The 16,737-nt window shown below is 72.8% G+C and carries 16 protein-coding genes, 1 tRNA gene and 1 pseudogene; 6 read left to right on the forward strand and 12 right to left on the reverse strand.

Going from position 1 to position 16,737, the window contains the following annotated elements; translation table 11 throughout:
• Positions 1–18 precede the first annotated feature (18 nt).
• From IE251_RS19365 to IE251_RS42125, 3 genes and pseudogenes are all read right to left on the reverse strand, one after another.
• The gene (locus IE251_RS19365; RefSeq protein ID WP_189754233.1) at positions 19–735 is read right to left on the reverse strand and encodes an RDD family protein; all 717 of its coding nucleotides are present in this window, start codon (positions 733–735) and stop codon (positions 19–21) included.
• A 123-nt stretch (positions 736–858) separates the two neighbouring features.
• Positions 859–2,136, reverse strand: a complete 1,278-nt coding sequence (locus IE251_RS19370) for an RDD family protein (protein WP_434095162.1) — start codon at positions 2,134–2,136, stop codon at positions 859–861.
• Between the two features lie 525 nt (positions 2,137–2,661).
• A pseudogene (locus tag IE251_RS42125) lies at positions 2,662–2,988 on the reverse strand (hypothetical protein); the annotation flags it as partial.
• On the opposite strand from IE251_RS42125, the gene IE251_RS19375 reads away from it, so the two are divergent.
• Complete coding sequence (locus IE251_RS19375; protein ID WP_189754235.1) at positions 2,987–3,400, forward strand: SsgA family sporulation/cell division regulator; 414 nt, start codon at positions 2,987–2,989, stop codon at positions 3,398–3,400. The pseudogene IE251_RS42125 and the gene IE251_RS19375 overlap by 2 nt on opposite strands.
• Positions 3,401–3,458: 58 nt before the next feature.
• On the opposite strand, the gene IE251_RS19380 is transcribed toward IE251_RS19375, so the two are convergent.
• The gene (locus tag IE251_RS19380; RefSeq protein ID WP_189754236.1) at positions 3,459–4,865 is read right to left on the reverse strand and encodes an FAD-binding oxidoreductase; all 1,407 of its coding nucleotides are present in this window, start codon (positions 4,863–4,865) and stop codon (positions 3,459–3,461) included.
• A 92-nt stretch (positions 4,866–4,957) separates the two neighbouring features.
• Between IE251_RS19380 and IE251_RS19385 the strand changes: the two genes are divergently transcribed.
• Positions 4,958–6,424 (forward strand): tetratricopeptide repeat protein, encoded by a 1,467-nt coding sequence (locus IE251_RS19385; RefSeq protein WP_189754237.1) that lies wholly within the window; start codon positions 4,958–4,960, stop codon positions 6,422–6,424.
• 9 nt (positions 6,425–6,433) lie between these two features.
• Here IE251_RS19385 and hppD read toward each other — a convergent pair whose 3' ends face one another.
• A complete protein-coding gene (hppD, locus tag IE251_RS19390; RefSeq protein ID WP_189754238.1) occupies positions 6,434–7,582 on the reverse strand; it encodes a 4-hydroxyphenylpyruvate dioxygenase in 1,149 nt (382 codons plus the stop codon).
• Positions 7,583–7,683: 101 nt separating this feature from the next.
• Between hppD and IE251_RS19395 the strand changes: the two genes are divergently transcribed.
• Positions 7,684–8,178: an Lrp/AsnC family transcriptional regulator gene (locus IE251_RS19395; RefSeq protein ID WP_229896847.1), complete on the forward strand. Its 495-nt coding sequence runs from the start codon at positions 7,684–7,686 to the stop codon at positions 8,176–8,178.
• 34 nt (positions 8,179–8,212) lie between these two features.
• Here IE251_RS19395 and IE251_RS19400 read toward each other — a convergent pair whose 3' ends face one another.
• From IE251_RS19400 to IE251_RS19415, 4 genes are all read right to left on the reverse strand, one after another.
• Entirely contained in the window at positions 8,213–9,004 is a 792-nt protein-coding gene (locus IE251_RS19400; RefSeq protein ID WP_189754239.1) for a S16 family serine protease, read from the reverse strand.
• A 55-nt stretch (positions 9,005–9,059) separates the two neighbouring features.
• Complete coding sequence (locus IE251_RS19405) at positions 9,060–9,701, reverse strand: IclR family transcriptional regulator (protein WP_030782776.1); 642 nt, start codon at positions 9,699–9,701, stop codon at positions 9,060–9,062.
• 403 nt (positions 9,702–10,104) lie between these two features.
• Positions 10,105–11,913: a DEAD/DEAH box helicase gene (locus IE251_RS19410; protein ID WP_189754240.1), complete on the reverse strand. Its 1,809-nt coding sequence runs from the start codon at positions 11,911–11,913 to the stop codon at positions 10,105–10,107.
• Positions 11,914–12,062: 149 nt separating this feature from the next.
• Entirely contained in the window at positions 12,063–13,508 is a 1,446-nt protein-coding gene (locus IE251_RS19415) for an MFS transporter (protein ID WP_189754241.1), read from the reverse strand.
• A gap of 219 nt (positions 13,509–13,727) precedes the next feature.
• On the opposite strand from IE251_RS19415, the gene IE251_RS19420 reads away from it, so the two are divergent.
• The 3 genes from IE251_RS19420 to IE251_RS19430 all read left to right on the forward strand — a co-directional run bounded on the left by IE251_RS19420 (position 13,728) and on the right by IE251_RS19430 (position 15,264).
• A tRNA-Cys gene (locus IE251_RS19420) sits at positions 13,728–13,802 on the forward strand.
• Between the two features lie 103 nt (positions 13,803–13,905).
• Entirely contained in the window at positions 13,906–14,673 is a 768-nt protein-coding gene (locus IE251_RS19425; RefSeq protein ID WP_229896848.1) for a DUF4365 domain-containing protein, read from the forward strand.
• 69 nt (positions 14,674–14,742) lie between these two features.
• Positions 14,743–15,264, forward strand: coding sequence for a DinB family protein (locus tag IE251_RS19430; protein ID WP_189754242.1), 522 nt, complete (start codon positions 14,743–14,745; stop codon positions 15,262–15,264).
• A gap of 18 nt (positions 15,265–15,282) precedes the next feature.
• Here the strand turns inward: IE251_RS19430 and IE251_RS19435 are convergent, their stop codons facing one another.
• The 3 genes from IE251_RS19435 to IE251_RS19445 form a co-directional block, all read right to left on the reverse strand.
• Positions 15,283–16,023 carry a hypothetical protein gene (locus IE251_RS19435; RefSeq protein ID WP_189754243.1) on the reverse strand — a complete coding sequence of 247 codons (741 nt, stop codon included), beginning with the start codon at positions 16,021–16,023 and terminating at the stop codon, positions 15,283–15,285.
• A gap of 75 nt (positions 16,024–16,098) precedes the next feature.
• A complete protein-coding gene (locus IE251_RS19440) occupies positions 16,099–16,242 on the reverse strand; it encodes a hypothetical protein (protein WP_189754244.1) in 144 nt (47 codons plus the stop codon).
• A 219-nt stretch (positions 16,243–16,461) separates the two neighbouring features.
• Complete coding sequence (locus IE251_RS19445) at positions 16,462–16,662, reverse strand: hypothetical protein (protein ID WP_189754245.1); 201 nt, start codon at positions 16,660–16,662, stop codon at positions 16,462–16,464.
• Between the last annotated feature and the right edge of the window lie 75 nt (positions 16,663–16,737).

Below are 16,737 nucleotides of genomic sequence, written 5' to 3' on the forward strand. Positions count from 1 at the left end.
GCCCGGGCCCCGCGCGGCTCACCGGGTGCTGACCACCACCGTCTTGGCCGCCTTGTCGTGCAGGCCCTGTTTGTACGGCTTGTCGAAGAAGCTCCAGCCGCCCGCGACGGCCGTCCAGAGACAGGCGCAGCAGAAGGAGAACGGCACCCACAGCACCAGGGCGCGGATCAGCGAGGTCGATACGGACGGGGTGGCGCCGTTCTCCAGATTGGCCACGCGCAGGCCGAGCCACTTCTTGCCGAGGGTCTGCCCCGACCGGCTGATCAGGAAGGTGTCGTAGGCGACATAGAGCACGGCCCCGATGCAGGACTGGGCGACGGTCCGGCCGACCTCGATCCGGTCACTGTCGACGGTGTATTCACCCACGTCGAACCCCAGGGTGACCAGCCAGAACACGATGCCGACCAGGATCATGTCGATGATCCGCGCGAGCGTCCGCCTGCCGCTGTCGGCGAGCGGGGGCATGCCGGCCAGCGGATCGGCGGGATAGCCGCCGGCCCCGGACCCGTAGGGGCCGCCGCCGTACGGCCCACCGCCGTAGGGGCCTCCCCCGTACGGGCCGCCGCCGTGGGGTCCACCGCCGTAAGGGCCGCCGGCGGGCGGGGGCTGACCGCCGCCGTACGGGGGCGGGGTGTCGTACGGCGAGCCCGACCCCTGGTCCGACGGGGGCCGCTTCCTGAAGGGGTCGTCCTCGGGGGGCTGCTCTCCGGAGCCGGGGGGCGGTTCGCTGCTCATGGCCCGAGTGGAACCCGCGGGCCGCCGCCGCGCATCCGGCAGACGGCCGGACGGAGTACCCGGCCCCTCCCCCGGTCCCGCCTTCCGTCCCTCCCCCGCTCTTTCCCTCCGCCTCTCCCCCGCTCAGCCCGCGACGAACGTGTGCGCCGCCTTGTCGTGCCAGCACTGGCGCCAGGGCCGGTCGAACAGACACCACAACACGCCCACGACACCGACGACCAGCAGACCCGGCACGCTGAACACCAGCCAGCGGCGCAGCGCCGGGCCGAACGTCGGCGGCTCGTGCGCCTCGATGTCCCGCACCTCCAGACCGCACAGCTTCTTGCCGAGGGTGCGGCCCCAGCGGACCGTGGGCAGCACCTCGTACAGGACCCCGGCGAGCAGCAGGACGGCGAGGACGATGCCGAGGCCGGTGCCGGTCGTGCCGTCGATCAGCCACACGGTGACCTGGTGGCCGGACAGCCGGGCCGCGTCGATCTTCTGCTGGACGTGGTCCACGGCCCGGATGCCGAGCGGCACCGCCGCGGCGGCCGTCACGGCACCCACCACCGCCAGGTCGATCAGCCGCGCCGCGAGCCGCCTGCCGAGTCCGGCGGGGCGGGCGGCGGCCTGCCGGCGCGCGGCGGCCTGGAAGAGGTCCTCCACCGGTGGCTTCCACGGCGCGACGGACGGCTCGTCCCCGCCGCCGGCCAGCTGATGCACCTGCTGCGCCCAGGACGCCTGCCCGCCGCCGGGCCCGCTGGTCACGGGGGTGGTGACGGGAGCGGGCCCGGGCTGCTGCGGCACGGGGGACGCCACGGCGGGGGCGGGGTGGGGTGCCTGAGGGGTGAGGGGCGCCTGCGCGGCGGCAGCGGCCTGGGCGGCGGCCTTGCCGGCACCGAAACCGGAGGCGGCGGGCGCGCCGACGGGTCCTTGGGCACCCTCGGCGGCGGGGCCGGGCGGGTCGGCGGGCACCGGGCGGATGGTCATCGTGCCGTCGTCGGTACGGGCCGCCGCCGGGCCGGGCACCGGGCGCCGGAAGACGAACGTGCCGGGGTCCGGGGCGTCGCCGGCCTCTGCCGGGGGGACCGTCGCGGCGCCGTCGGCGCGGGCGGCACCCTGGCCGCCGGAACCGGCCGGGGAGTCCATCGGCACCCGCGGGTCGGCCCCCCAGGCCCCGCCACGCCCGGCGTCCCCGCCGAACCCGCTCGACCGGTCCCGCTGCCCGGGGAGACCGGGGGTGGCGGGCTGAGCGGGGGTTCCGGGCAGGGCGGACCCGCCGGACCGGCCGGGTACGCCGGGCTGAGCGGGCGTGCCGGACTGGGGGGAGGCCCCGGGCAGTCCGGGCCCACCGGACTGGGCGGGTACGCCGGGCTGGGCAGGGGTGCCGGGCAGACCGGGTGTGCCGGACTGGCCGGACACTCCGGGCTGGGCGGGAGTGCCGAGCTGACCGGGGGCGTCGACTTGACCCGGCTGACCCGGCTGGCCCGGCTGGCCGGAGTGGGGTGACGGGGCCGGCTGGCTCCACTGCGCGGCTTGGCCCGCCTGTGCGACCACACCGCCCTGCGCGGCCGGACCGCCCGGCTCCGCCTGACCACCCTGCGCGGCCGGATCGCCCTCGCCCGCCTGGCCGCCCTGCCCCGCCTGGGCCCACTGACCTGCCTGGCCGTTCCGTCCCGCCTCACCGCTCCGGCCTGCCTGGTCCACGGCCCCCCACTGACCGGCCTGGTCGGTCCGGGCCCACTGGCCGGCCGGACCCGCCTGGTCGCTCTCGCCCGCCGGGGCCCACTGATCCGCCCGCGCGCCGGCGGCGGGCGGGTCCTCGTCGAAGAAGTGGGGGCCCGTCTCCTCCACGGCCGGGGCGGCCGGCCGGATGCCGGGCGGCGGGATGAGCGGCTCGCCGTCCTTCGGCGCCGGACGGCTGGTGCCGGGCACCCAGGAGGCGCCGTTCCAGTACCGGACGTAGCCGGGGATGGACGGGTCCGGGTAGTAGCCCTCGCGGGGCCTGTCGTCGCCGGGTGCCGGGGTTGGGGCGCTCATGTCCGTCGTCCCGTATCTGCTCGGGGGTGGGATGGGGGCCTCCACATCTATCAGACCGGGGCTGCCCGCAGCGCCAGTCCCGCAGGACCCACCCCTTTCCGGGCAACGCCGCATCCGCTTTCCGGGGCCCGCGGAAAAAACTTCCCCGGACCCGCGTAATGGTCCGGCCCCCGCCCGCTCTCCCCTGGTACGGGCCCGGTCCGAGCGGCCCCGACCAGAAGGGAAACACGTCATGCGGCACACCGTGGTGGAGCGGGAGCTGGAGCTGAGGCTCGTTCTGTCGCCGGAGGAGAGCGTTCCGGTCCCGGCCCGGCTGACCTACCGCTGCGACGACCCCTACGCCGTCCACATCGCCTTCCACATCAACTCCGAGCACCCGGTGCACTGGACGTTCGCCCGCGAGCTGCTGGTGGAGGGGGTGTTCCGGCCGTGCGGGCACGGGGACGTGCGGGTGTGGCCGGGGAGGTCGGACGGGCGCGGTGTCGTCCTGATGGCGCTGAGCGCGCCGGACGGCGACGCGCTGCTCCAGGCGCCCGTCGCGCAGGTCTCGGCCTGGCTGGAGCGGACGCTGCGGGCGGTGCCGCCGGGCACGGAGGGCGGTCAGCCGGGCCTCGACGACGCGCTCGACCAGCTCCTCGCCCGGTGAGCCGGACGCCAGGGAACCGGGGCCGGAACGGCTCGGGAGGCCGGAACGGCCCGGGAGGTCAGAACAGCTTGCCGGGGTTGAGGATGCCCAGCGGGTCGAAGGCCTGCTTCACCGCCCGCTGCATCTCCACCCCGACCGGCCCCAGTTCCCGGGCCAGCCACTCCTTCTTCAGCACGCCGACCCCGTGTTCCCCGGTGATGGTGCCGCCCAGCTCCAGACCGAGGGCCATGATCTCGTCGAAGGACTCGCGGGCCCGGCGGGACTCCTCGGGGTCGCGGGCGTCGAAGCAGACGGTGGGATGGGTGTTGCCGTCGCCCGCGTGCGCGCACACGCCGATCGTCAGGTCGTACTTGGCGGCGATCCGCTCGACGCCGGCCAGCATCTCGCCGAGCCGGGAGCGGGGCACGCACACGTCGTCGATCATCGTCGTGCCCTTGACCGCCTCCAGCGCGGTCAGCGAGAGCCGTCGGGCCTGGAGCAGCAGTTCGGACTCGGCCGCGTCGTCGGCGGGCACGACCTCGGTGGCGCCGGCGGCCTCGCACAGGGCGGCGACGGCGGCCAGGTCGGCGGCGGGGTCCGGGGTGTCGAAGGCGGCCAGCAGCAGCGCCTCGGTGGTCTCGGGCAGGCCCATGTGCGCGAGGTCGTTGACCGCCTTGACCGTCGTACGGTCCATCAGTTCGAGGAGGGACGGGACGTGACCGCCGGCCATGATGCGGCACACCGCGTCGCAGGCGGCGGTCGCCGAGGCGAACTCGGCGGCCAGCACCAGCTGCCGGGGCGGCTTCGGCTTCAGCGCCAGGACCGCTCGGACGACGATGCCGAGGGAGCCCTCGGAGCCGACGAAGAGACGGGTGAGGTCGTAGCCCGCGACGCCCTTGGCGGTGCGCCGGCCGGTGGACATCAGGCGGCCGTCGGCGAGGACGACGTCCAGGCCGAGGACGTACTCGGCGGTGACGCCGTACTTGACGCAGCACAGGCCGCCGGAGGCGGTGCCGATGTTGCCGCCGATGGTGCACATCTCCCAGCTGGAGGGGTCCGGCGGGTAGTACAGGCCGTGTTCCTCGACCGCGCGGGAGAGGGTCGCGTTGACCACGCCCGGCTCCACCACGGCGATCCGGTCGACGGGGCTGATCTCCAGGATCCGGTCCATCTTGGTCAGCGACAGCGCGATACAGCCGTCGGTGGCGTTCGCGCCGCCGGACAGCCCGGTGCGGGCGCCCTGCGGGACGACCGGGACGCGCAGCTCGGTGGCGGTGCGCATGACGTGCTGGACCTGCTCCACGGTGCGCGGCAGGACGACGGCGGCGGGCCGGCCGGCCGGGCAGAAGCTCGCCATGTCGTGGGTGTAGGAGGCGGTGACGTCGGGGTCGGTCAGGACGGCCTCGGGCGGCAGGCCGGCCAGGAGCCGGTCGGCGAGGTTACCGGTGTGCTCGTCGCGTGGCGCTTCGATACGGCTCATGATCACAGCGTGACACTCGCGGCCATCGGTGTGAACCCCGCCCGCGCCGCCCTTGGGCCACCCGGATGTGCTCGTCATATTGACGCACAGTGAGCGCCATGGAGAACCGGCAGTGCGTGGGTACGTCCCTGATCTCCGAGCCGCCGGCGCCGCGCCGGCGGCGGGTGGTGCGGCGGCTGCTGCTCGCCGCGCTGGCGGGCAGTCTGGCGACGGGCGCGGTACTGGTGCTGCTGCCCGGTGAGCCGCAGCGGCACCGGCCGGCCCGGCCGCCCGCGGCCGGCCCGCAGTCCCGGCCCCGGGAGCAGGCGCTGACGGCGGTGACCTACGGCGTGCCGGCCGCGCTGCCCGCGCTGACGACGCTGATCGGGCGGCAGGAGCAGCGGGTGCGGGAGCGGCCGAAGGACGCCGTGGCCTGGGCGGTGCTGGGGTCGGCGTACGTGGAGCGGGGCCGCCGGGCGGGTGACGCGGCCGACTATCCGCGCGCCGAGCGGGCGCTCAATGCCTCGCTGGAGGTGCGGGGCGCGCGGAACACCGAGGCGCTGGACGGGCTGGCCGCGCTGGCACTGGCGCGCCGGGACTTCCCGGCGGCGAAACGGTACGCCGAGGAGGCCGGGAAGGCGGCGCCGAAGCGGTGGTCGGCGTACCCGGCGCTGATCGACGCCTACACCGGGCTCGGCGACTACGAGAAGGCCCGCGCCGCCCTGGACAAGCTGCTGGCGCTGCGCACCGACGCGGCGGCGCGGCCGGCCGTGAGGGCGCGGGCGGCGGCGGTGTACCGGGACCGGGGCTGGCGCGAGGACGCGGTGGCGCAGCTGACCGACGCGGCGGCCGCCGCGCGCACTCCGGCGGAGCGGGCCGACTGGCTGGCCGGGGTGGGGCAGCTGGCCTGGGAGCGCGGGGATCTGCCGGAGGCGCTGCGGCACTTCGAGGCGGCGCTGCGGCTCGACCCGGACCAGCGGGCGGCACCGGCCGGGCGGGCGCGGACGCTGGCCGCGCTGGGCCGCACCTCGGAGGCGCTGGCCGCGTACGGGGCCGCCGTCGCGAGCCGGCCGCGCCCGGAGGACCTGCTGGAGCTGGGCGAGCTGCAGGAGTCGCTGGGGCAGCCGGCCGCCGCCGAGGAGAGTTACGCGCGGATGCGGGAGGCGGTGGCGCGGTCGGTGGCGGGCGGGGTGGACGAGGAGCTGCTGACCGGCCGGTTCGAGGCGGACCACGGGGATCCGTGGGAGGCGGTGGAGCGGCTGGAGGAGGAGTGGCGGCGGCAGCCGGGCATCGAGGTGGCCGACGCGCTGGGCTGGGCGCTGCACCGCACCGGCGAGGACCAGGAGGCGCTGAGGTACGCGGCCGTCGCGACGGACAAGGCGAAGGGCGGCGGGGTGCGCAGCGCGCTGTACGCGTACCACCTGGGGGTGATCGAGGCGGAGCTGGAGCGGACCGGCCCCGCCCGGCGGCACCTTCAGGAGGCGCTCAGGATCAACCCGTACTTCTCGCCGCTGCGGGTGCCGCTGGCGCAAGAGGCGCTGCGGGAGCTGGGCGACGTACCCGACGAGCCGCCGCCCAGCGAGTAGGGCCCGCCGTTACAGGTTGCCCCGCTTGGCCTGCTCGCGCTCGATCGCCTCGAACAGGGCCTTGAAGTTGCCCTTGCCGAAGCCCATCGAGCCGTGCCGCTCGATGAGTTCGAAGAACACCGTCGGCCGGTCCTGGACCGGCTTGGTGAAGATCTGGAGCAGGTAGCCGTCCTCGTCGCGGTCGGCGAGGATCTTCAGCTCGCGCAGGGTGTCGACCGGCACCCGGGTGTCGCCGACCCACTCGCCGAGGGTGTCGTAGTAGGAGTCCGGGGTGTCGAGGAACTCGACGCCGGCCGCGCGCATGGTGCGCACGGTCTGCACGATGTCGTTGGTGTTGAGCGCGATGTGCTGGACGCCGGCGCCGCCGTAGAACTCCAGGTACTCGTCGATCTGGGACTTCTTCTTGGCGATGGCGGGCTCGTTGATCGGGAACTTGACCTTGAGGGTGCCGTCCGCGACCACCTTCGACATCAGCGCGCTGTACTCGGTGGCGATGTCGTCGCCCACGAACTCCTTCATGTTCGTGAAGCCCAGCACCTTGTTGTAGAAGGCCACCCACTCGTTCATCCTGCCGAGTTCGACGTTGCCCACACAGTGGTCGATGGCCTGGAAGGTGCGCACGGCGGGCGGCTCGACGAGCGGCTCGGCCGCCGTGTAACCGGGCAGGTAGGGCCCGTCGTAGCCGGAGCGGTCGACCAGGGTGTGGCGGGTCTCGCCGTAGGTGGCGATCGCGGCGAGGACGACCGTGCCGTGCTCGTCCTTCACCTCGTACGGCTCGGTGACGCCGCGGGCGCCGTGCTCGACGGCGTACGCGTACGCGGCGCGCGCGTCCGGGACCTCGATGGCCAGGTCGATGACGCCGTCACCGTGCTCGGCGACGTGCCGGGCCAGGAAGTGGCCCCAGGTGCTCACCGGCTTGATCACCGAGGTGAGGACGAACCGCGCGGAGCCGTTCTCCAGCACGTAACTGGCGGTCTCGCGGCTGCCGTTCTCCGGTCCGGAGTAGGCGACCAGCCGCATGCCGAAGGCGGTGGAGTAGAAGTGCGCCGCCTGCTTGGCGTTGCCCACGGCGAAGACGACCGCGTCCATTCCCTTGACCGGGAAGGGGTCGTCCTGCCGGGTGGTCGTGTCGGGAGTGTGGTGTGTGGTCTGCGTCATACCCGAAGGGTGGCCCCGCCCTGCAAGGTGCGCAATAGTTCGCGAATCCGCTGGGCATTCTGTTCAGCGGTACGGCCGTTCATACGGTCTTTCTGTACAGGATGACCATCTCAGGGGGTCCCGTGGCGATCGATCATCTGGACGGGCGGATCATCGTGCTGCTGGCCGAGGAACCGCGCGTCGGCGTGCTGGAGATGTCCCGGCGGCTGGGGGTGGCGCGGGGCACCGTGCAGGCCCGGCTGGACCGGCTGCGGTCGAACGGGGTCATCCGGGGCTTCGGCCCGCAGGTGGATCCGGCGGCCCTCGGCTACCCGGTCACCGCGTTCGCCACCCTCCAGATCCGCCAGGGCCAGGGCGCCGACGTCCGCGCGCACCTGGCGACCGTGCCGGAGGTGCTGGAACTGCTGACCACCACCGGCAACGGGGACATGCTGTGCCGGCTGGTGGCCCGCTCGAACGCCGATCTGCAACGGGTGATCGACCGGGTGGTGGGCTTCGACGGCATCGTCCGGGCCTCCACGACGATCGTGATGGAGACACCGGTACCGCTGCGGGTGATCCCGCTGGTGGAACAGGCGGCGCGGGAGGGGAGGTGAGCGGGCGGGGGCGGGCCGGGGTTTCGGCGGGGGCTCAGCAGCTCGGGACCGGGCCCTTGCCCTTCTCCAGGACCACCAGGGCGTCGACGGCGCCCTTGAGCGTGGTCACCGGCACCAGGCGCAGCCCCTCGGGCAGCTCGGCCTCGGCCTCGGCGCACTCCGCCTTCGGCACCAGGAACACGGTCGCCCCGTCCCGGCGCGCGGCCTGGGTCTTCAGGCCCACCCCGCCGACCGCGCCGACCTTGCCGGAGCCGTCGATCGTGCCCGTACCGGCGATGGTGCGGCCGCCCGTGAGGTCGCCACCGCTGCCGTCGCCGTCCAGCTTGTCGATGATGCCGAGGCTGAACAGCAGGCCCGCGCTGGGCCCGCCCACGTCGGCGAGGCGCAGCGTGACCTTGACCTTGTCGGCGCTGAGCCCGAGGTGCTTCAGGGCCGCCTGGGTGGCCGAGTCCTGGGACTCGCGCATCTGTGCCAGGTTGTGCTTCTCGATCTCCTTGACGGTGTCGCCCTTCGGATAGACCGAGTCGCGCGGCATGACGGCCCGGTCGGTACGGAACCAGTCGCCGACCACGTCCCCGAGGGAGACCCGGGCGTCCGGGCCGGTCGCCACGATCGTGGTCATCCGCAGCTGCCCGCTGGTCTTGCGGGTCGGCGTGCCGGAGACGGTGATCACCGGGGTGCCCTGGTTCTCGCCGAGCACGTTCGCCGTCGAGCCGGGCTGCGCCACGGAGAACGGCAGCGGCGCGAACGCCGCCGTGGCGAGCAGGGCCACGACGGGCAGCGCGCTGACGGCGAGGGCCTGGGGGCGTGTGAGACGTGAGAGCACGGAATCAATCTAACGTGAGGGCCGCGGGGGCCCTCGCCGTGTCCGGGCCGCGCGGTCAGCGCAGTGCTTCGGCGACCTCGCGGGCCGCTTCCACCACCCGCTCGCCGACCCGCTCCGGTACGGCGTCGGCCAGCATCACCACGCCCACGCTGCCCTCGACGCCGGTGACCCCGACCAGCGGCGCGGCGGCCCCGCTCGCGCCGGCCTCCAGTTCGCCGTGGGTGAGGGTGTAGCCGGGGTCGGCGGACGGCGACTGGCGCGCGGCCAGGATGGCCCTGCCCGCGGCTCCCCGGTCGAGGGGGTGCCGGAAACCGGCCCGGTACGCCACGTGGTAGTCGGTCCAGGTGGGCTCGACCACGGCGACGGCGAGCGCCTCCGAGCCGTCCACCAGGGTCAGGTGCGCGGTCGCCCCTATGTCCTCGGCGAGGGAACGCAGTGCGGGCAGCGCGGCCTCGCGTACCAGCGGATGCACCTGCCGGCCGAGTCGCAGCACTCCGAGGCCGACCCGGGCCCGGCCGCCCAAGTCCCGTCGTACGAGCGCGTGTTGTTCGAGGGTGGCGAGCAACCGGTATACGACGGTCCGGTTCACGCCCAGTTTGGTGGACAACTCGGTGACGGTCAGCCCATGGTCGGTGTCGGCCAGCAGCTTGAGGACGCGCAGTCCCCGGTCGAGCGTCTGAGAGGTCTCCGCGGTCACGACGCCCACTCCTTCGGCGGTGAGGTCGGCGGGTCCCTGAGCGGCGGATGCGTCACCGAGTCCCGTCGGCGACGCGCTTCAGAGGCCGCCGATCGGCAGGACGGCCCGGCGGCTCCAGGCCCTGTCGCTTCACGGCTGCGCTCCGCGGCGGCGCTGCCACGGGGCGTGTGCGTAGCCGGACAGTAGCGAAGCGGGTTCGCTGAGCGGAAGTCTCAGTCCAGAATCCGGGCAAGGGCAGATCCGGCCTGGCTGCATTCGTCCGGATACGCACACCGACCGGCATCGAAACCGAGTCGAACGGCATCCTCACAGCCCACCCACGCGCCCCACCGCCGGGGCCCCGGGCAGGGCCCCGCAACGGCAACCACTCACCCGCCGAGCCGGCCCCACCGCACACACCCAGTCACTTCATTCGGGTCGCCCACTCCTGGACCTTGGCGATCCGCTGCCGCAGCTGTCCCGCCGTGGCCTCCGCGCTCGGCGGCCCCCCGCACACCCGCCGCAGCTCGGTGTGGATCACCCCGTGCGGCTTACCGCTCTGGTGCACATACGCGCTGACCATGGTGTTCAGCCGCTTCCGCAGCTCCATCAGCTCCTTGTGCGTCACCACCGGCCGCCGCTCGGCCGGCAGCTCCAGCAGGTCGGCCTCCGTATCCGGCTTCTTCCGGCTGTGCGCGATCTGCCGGGCCTGCCGCTTCTGCAGCAGCAACTGCACCTGCTCGGGCTCCAGCAGCCCCGGAATCCCCAGGTAGTCCTGCTCCTCCTCGCTCCCGGGGTGGGCCTGCATGCCGAACTCGGCGCCGTCGTACAGCACCCGGTCGAACACGGCGTCGGACTCCAGCGCCTCGAACGGCAGCATGTCCTGCTCGCCGGTGTCCTCGTCCTGCTGCTTGTTCGCCTCCTCCATCTCCTTCTCGGACTCGGCGTACGGGTCCTCCTCGCCCTCCTTCTTCGGCTTGTCGAGGGCGTGGTCCCGTTCCTTCTCCATCTCGTTGGCGAAGGTCAGCAGGTCGGGCACGGTCGGCAGGAACACGGACGCGGTCTCGCCGCGCCGCCGGGACCGTACGAAACGCCCGACGGCCTGCGCGAAGAACAGCGGCGTCGAGATCGTCGTGGCGTACACCCCGACCGCGAGCCGCGGCACGTCGACGCCCTCGGACACCATGCGGACGGCGACCATCCACCGGTCGTCGCTCGCGCTGAACTCGTCGATCCTCTTCGAGGCGCCGGCGTCGTCCGAGAGCACGAGCGTCGCCTTCGTCCCCGTGATCTCCCGGATGAGCTTGGCGTACGCGCGCGCGGAGTCCTGGTCGGAGGCGATGACGAGCGCGCCCGCGTCCGGGATGCCCTTGCGGACCTCGGTCAGCCGCTGGTCGGCGGCGCGCAGCACGCTCGGCATCCACTCGCCGCGCGGGTCGAGGGCCGTACGCCAGGCCTGGCTGACCGCGTCCTTGGTCATCGGCTCGCCGAGCCGGGCGGCGACCTCGTCACCGGCCTTGGTGCGCCAGCGCATGTTGCCGCTGTAGGAGAGGAAGATCACCGGCCGGACGACGCCGTCCGCGAGCGCGGACCCGTACCCGTACGTGTAGTCGGCGGCGGACCGCCGGATGCCCGCGTTGTCCTCCTCGTACGTCACGAAGGGGATCGGGTTGGTGTCGGAGCGGAACGGCGTACCGGTCAGCGCGAGCCGTCGCGTGGCCGGCTCGAAGGCCTCCAGGCATGCCTCGCCCCAGGACTTGGAGTCACCGGCGTGGTGGATCTCGTCCAGGATCACCAGGGTCTTGCGCTGCTCGACCCGGTTGCGGTGCAGCATCGGGCGGACGCCCACACCGGCGTACGTCACGGCGACGCCGTCGTACTCCCGGCCGAGCGGGCCCGCGCTGTACTCCGGGTCGAGTCTGATCCCGATCCGGCCCGCGGCCTCGGCCCACTGCTTCTTCAGGTGCTCGGTGGGGGCGACCACGGTGACCTGCTGCACGACGTGGTGGTGCAGCAGCCAGGAGGCCAGGGTCAGCGCGAAGGTCGTCTTGCCGGCGCCGGGCGTGGCGACGGCGAGGAAGTCGCGCGGCTGCTCCTGGATGTACTTCTCCATCGCCCCCTGCTGCCAGGCACGCAGCTTGCTGGCGGTACCCCAGGGGGCCCGGCCCGGGAAGGCGGGCGAGAGGTGATGGGAGGAAGCGGAGGTGGCGGAGGATGCGGCGGTGGTAGTCACGGTCTCCGTGGATCAGGGTCGGGCGGCTACGTACGACAACCGGGCCACCCTACCGGCGCCGTCCCGCGCGCACGGCGTGAACGAGCCGGGGTCGCCCCCGGGTGGGAGCGACATCACAGCGGCCCCGCGACCACCATGACCACCACCGGTCACTCGGGGTGCGCGCTGCGTTCCCGCAGCCGCGTCGTCACCCAGGAGCCCACCAGCGCCACCACGGCCATCGGCAGGAAGACCGCGGCGAAGGCGGCGGGACGGCCGCCGTCGCCCGCCGTGGTGGCGGCGGTGCTGCCACCGCCCAGGGCGGCGAAGGCCGCGCCGGCCGCCGCCAGCAGGACGACGTTGGACAGGGCGTCGGAGATCTGGAGCGCGGCGGAGTTGGTGCCGGCCTCCTCGGGGGCGGAGAGCTTCAGCAGCAGCACGCTGGTGGAGGAGATCACCAGCCCCATCCCGAAACAGCCGACGCCCCACGCGGCGGCGACGGTCCACACGGGCACGGAGTGGATCAGCACGCTGGGCGCGGTCAGGATCGCGGCGGCGACCAGCACCATGCCCAGGGTCATCAGCCGCTCCCGGTACGGCGCCAGGCGCGGCCGGGACTGCACGAACGAGCCCAGCGCCCAGGTGCCGCCGCCGGCCGCGAGCGAGAACCCTGCGAGGGTCGGCGACAGCCCGCGCTGGGTGACCAGCATCAGCGGGACGAAGGACTCGGCGGCGATGAAGGACCCGGCCGCCAGCCCCCGCAGCAGCACCACGGAGGGCAGGCCGCGGGCGGCCCGGTAGGTGCCCCGGGGCAGCAGTCCCAGGACGGCGGGGACCAGCAGGGCCGCGCCGGCCAGCCCCGGGAGCAGGGAGAGGAGCCGCAGGTCCTGGGCGGCGTACTGGAGGAGCCCGGAGCCGAGGGAGATCCCGAGCGCGAGCCGGATCCGCCGCCGGTCGAAGGCGGCGGCACCGGCCCGCTCGTCCACCGGGCCCGCCGCCCGCCGGCGTATCTGGGGCAGGGCGAGGGCGAGCGGGAACACGACGAGGACCGGAATGCCGAGGAACACCCAGCGCCAGCCGAGCTGCTCGGTGACGGCGCCGGAGGCGAGGGGGCCGACGATGGACGGTACGACCCACCCGGCGGCGAACGCGGCCATGATCGCGGGCCGCAGCCGCTCGGGGTAGGCCCGGCCCACGACGACGTACAACGCGACGATGACCAGCCCGCCGCCCAGCCCCTGCACGGCGCGGCCGAGGATGAACACCCACATGGCCTGCGCGGTCCCGGCGACGACGAGGCCCGCGGCGAAGGCCCCGATCCCGCTGGTCAGCGCGCCGAGCGGGCCGCGCCGGTCGGACCACTGGCCGGCGAGCACCATGCCGAAGAGGCTGGTCGTGAAGTAACCGGAGAAGGCGAACGCGTACAGCGCCAGGCCGTCCAGCTCCCGCGCGGCGACCGGCATCGCCGTGCCCACGGCGGTCGCCTCGAACGCGATCAGCACGACGACGGACACGATGCCGACACTGAGCGCCCGGTAGGCCCGGCTCAGCACACCGGTCGCCTGGCCGGCCGGGGGATCAAGGACAGCGGGGTCGCGGGATTCGAGGGCGCTCATGCCCGTCAGGGTAAGGCTCACAACCAACTTTGACCCCTGTCAGGAGCCCCACCTCCCCTCATCCCTTGGTCGTACGCCCACCACCGCTTCATGAACGCCGTATGGCAGTCGCATTGCATCCCCCGCGCCCCCCTTGAGCCCCGCCCACCCCACCCCATACGTTCGTCTCACCAACACGGCCGCGACTCTCCACCGCGGCCGAGTGGGACAACACAACACGGCCGTGTGCCCGAGTGGTTTAGGGACTCGCCTGCAAAGCGAGTTACGCGGGTTCGATTCCCGCCACGGCCTCCACACCGACGCTACGGCCGACCACTGGCGGGTGGTCGGCCGGATAGCCCAGCGGTTGTCAGTGGTTGGCTCTAACCTGGTCCCCGCACATCGTGAGGGGGGCTGGATGCCGAAGGTGCCTGAGAGCCGGCGCATCGGGCGCATGGCTGTGAATGAGGTGCGCGCGCTGCTGGAGCGGCACGGACACATCGTCCAGGAGATCGACGGTGGCAACGATCACGGCGAGGATCTTCATGTCACCTTTGTCCACGGCGGACAGCGGACGGAGGACTCCGTGGCCGTTCAGGTCAAGGGTGGGGTCGCGGTCCGGACCAGACGCGGTCACCGTGTACGGGTCGGTGATCACGGGGAAAATTGGCGCGACGGCAGTCTTCCCGTGCTGTGCGTGGTCCACGACCCCGAGCGTGGTGGGCTCTTCTGGGCCAACGCGACCCGTCAGCTCCGCAGGGCCGAGGCGTTGCGCAAGACGGCGAAGTCCATCGTCATCTCGCGAGATGCCGTTCTGGACGATACGAACATCGACACGTTCGTGCGGACGATGCGGCAGTACCTGGCCTGGGAACGGAAGGGGGTCGGCAGGTGGGCGGACATGGCGGACGTCGAGTTCGCCACGGACGACATCGTCAAGCCCTTCGAGAACGAGTACTTCGAGCCCATGGTCTTCTGGCAACGCCGCGGGGAGCCGCACGCGATCCTGCTCCACCATGACTTGGACTGGGACCCCATCCCCATCGAGGAGCCCATGCTCCGCTTCCGTCCGATCCCGTCGGTCGGGCACATCATCCTCAATGACGCCGAAGCACACTGGCTGATGGGTTGCTTCAAGTCCACGGAGTGGTGGCGTCGGCCGATAGACGAGCCCGAGAGCGCCTGATCCCGTCTGACTACTGTGTGTCGGTGGACTTCCCCCGTAGCAACGGGAAATGGAGAACCCTGAGTGGAAGTGATCGGCAACTCGAGTGAAGTCGGCCCGGACAACGAGATCAGGGCGCTTCTCCGGGTCCTGGACGGGCAGCGGCGTCACGTGCTCGGCATCCTCGACGGGCTCGACGCGGCGGCCCTGCGGCGGCCCGTGCTGCCGTCCGGCTGGCATTGTCTGGGGCTGGTGCAGCACCTCACGCTGGACGTGGAGCGGTTCTGGTTCCGTGCCGTCGTCGCCGGTGACGAGGAGGTCATCGCCGGGCTGACGAGCGGTGACGAGGCGTGGCGGGTGGAACCCGACGTGCCGGCCGGTGACGTGCTCGACCGGTATCGACAGGAGGCGAAGCTCGCCGACGCCGTCATCACCGCGACACCTGCCGACGCCACCCTGGCCTGGTGGCCCCGCGGCCTGTTCGGCGAACCGCACCTGCACACCCTGCGTGACGTGCTGCTGCACGTCATCACCGAGACCGCCTGCCACGCCGGCCACCTGGACGCCGCACGCGAACTGATCGACGGCCGCCGCTGGCTGGTCCTGACCTAGGTCCACGCGGTCCGGTCGTCACCGCTGCCGTGCCCCCTTCACCCTCCATTCCAGTTCCGCCATGCGCAAGACGTCCGGGCGAGGCTGGTTCCAGAGGTTCTGGGGGATCTCGACGCGCCGGGCGGCGGGGCAACGGGCGAGGAAGGTGCCGAACTGTTCGTCGCACCAGCTCGGTACCCATGCCCCGGAGCGGCAGACGAACACGGCGTCGAAGACGACGCCGGGCGGACGGCCGTCGTCGATGGTCATGGTCACCGGGATCAGGGGCCGCTCGGCGGGTCTCGTCATGGACTCCCGCCATGGCGGGAAGTGGACGTACACCTTCGATCCGTACCAGTAGTGGGCGAGGAGCCAATTCTCGGCGGAGATGGGACCCTTGGCCGTCCACTCATCGAAGGTGCGGTGGTTCGGCGGGTAGCCGCAGTCGTGGTGAGCGTCGTACAGGTGCACCGATTCCCACGGCCCGTTCCCGCCCAGGTTCGAGGGGAAGAGCTGTCCGGCCCACGCGTTGGAGTCGGCATAGAAGAGTGTCGCGTCCGAGGAGAGGCCGAACCGGTCCCAGAAGTCGAAGAAGCCCTCGCAGTACGGCAGGGGTACACCCGCCTTCAGGAATGCGCGGACTCGCTGGAGCCAGATCATCTCGACGTGTACGGCGTCCTCGGCGACGGGCCAGGCGTACAAGTGCGCGTCCTCGTCAACCGGCGCTCCCGATGCGGGAGTCGGAAAGAAGTAGTCCCAGTCGACCACTAGGAGATGCATGGCGTGACTCTCGTGAGCATGGGGGGGGAGTCCCCCGGCAGAAACCGGAGGACTCCCTTCGGGGTTCGGAAGGGGTCAGGAGAGGTGCAGGTGACCGGGAGAACCGGAACCGCCCTGGCCGTCGCCGTCCTCGATGTCCGTGTTGTCGGACCCGTGGCCGCCGTCGTCGCCGCCACCGCGCGCGGTAGCCTTCCTGCCGAGTGCTTCCTTGAGGGTCATGGGCTTCTGCCTCTCTCAAGCTGCGGCCGAGGGGCCTTCCCACGGCCGTTGTGCACTTGCCGACCCACCCCTCGGTCCGGTCCCGCGAAGATCTAGACCGAGGGGTGGGCGCTTTTGGCCGCTCCCCTGCCGGCTCTCGGGCCTGCACAGGGCGAGCGGAGTTCCCGCCGAGACGGGAAGCGGAGGATCAAGGCCGGCTTCTCTGTTCCACCGCCGTGGTCACCCGGCGGCCTCGTGTGCGCACTGCCGGATGCTGCGGGCCGCCTCGAAGCGCGCGCTCGCCTCGCCCCGCCGCGTGGCACGGTCGAGTTGCGCCTTCAGCTCCACGCATCTGGCACAACCGGGCTCCGGCCTGGCCTCGTACAGCCACCCGTCCAGCGGCAGATCCACCGGCGGGCCGGGATAGGTCCGCTGCCTCATAGGGCCGCCCACACGCCGGGGAGCGGTCGCCGGACAGCGACCGGAGTGCGGTACCGATGGGCTGGAGCCGCGGCG

Origin of the sequence: Streptomyces eurythermus (assembly GCF_014649115.1) — a bacterium.
In the GTDB taxonomy this organism is placed as follows: Bacteria; Actinomycetota; Actinomycetes; order Streptomycetales; family Streptomycetaceae; genus Streptomyces; species Streptomyces eurythermus.

Coding starts and splice junctions, on each gene's coding strand:
- IE251_RS19365 (WP_189754233.1), bottom strand. CDS start 735: ATGAGCAGCGAACCGCCCCCCGGCTCCGGAGAGCAGCCCCCCGAGGAC.
- IE251_RS19375 (WP_189754235.1), top strand. CDS start 2,987: ATGCGGCACACCGTGGTGGAGCGGGAGCTGGAGCTGAGGCTCGTTCTG.
- IE251_RS19385 (WP_189754237.1), top strand. CDS start 4,958: ATGGAGAACCGGCAGTGCGTGGGTACGTCCCTGATCTCCGAGCCGCCG.
- hppD (WP_189754238.1), bottom strand. CDS start 7,582: ATGACGCAGACCACACACCACACTCCCGACACGACCACCCGGCAGGAC.
- IE251_RS19395 (WP_229896847.1), top strand. CDS start 7,684: ATGACCATCTCAGGGGGTCCCGTGGCGATCGATCATCTGGACGGGCGG.
- IE251_RS19415 (WP_189754241.1), bottom strand. CDS start 13,508: ATGAGCGCCCTCGAATCCCGCGACCCCGCTGTCCTTGATCCCCCGGCC.
- IE251_RS19425 (WP_229896848.1), top strand. CDS start 13,906: ATGCCGAAGGTGCCTGAGAGCCGGCGCATCGGGCGCATGGCTGTGAAT.
- IE251_RS19435 (WP_189754243.1), bottom strand. CDS start 16,023: ATGCATCTCCTAGTGGTCGACTGGGACTACTTCTTTCCGACTCCCGCA.
- IE251_RS19440 (WP_189754244.1), bottom strand. CDS start 16,242: ATGACCCTCAAGGAAGCACTCGGCAGGAAGGCTACCGCGCGCGGTGGC.
- IE251_RS19445 (WP_189754245.1), bottom strand. CDS start 16,662: ATGAGGCAGCGGACCTATCCCGGCCCGCCGGTGGATCTGCCGCTGGAC.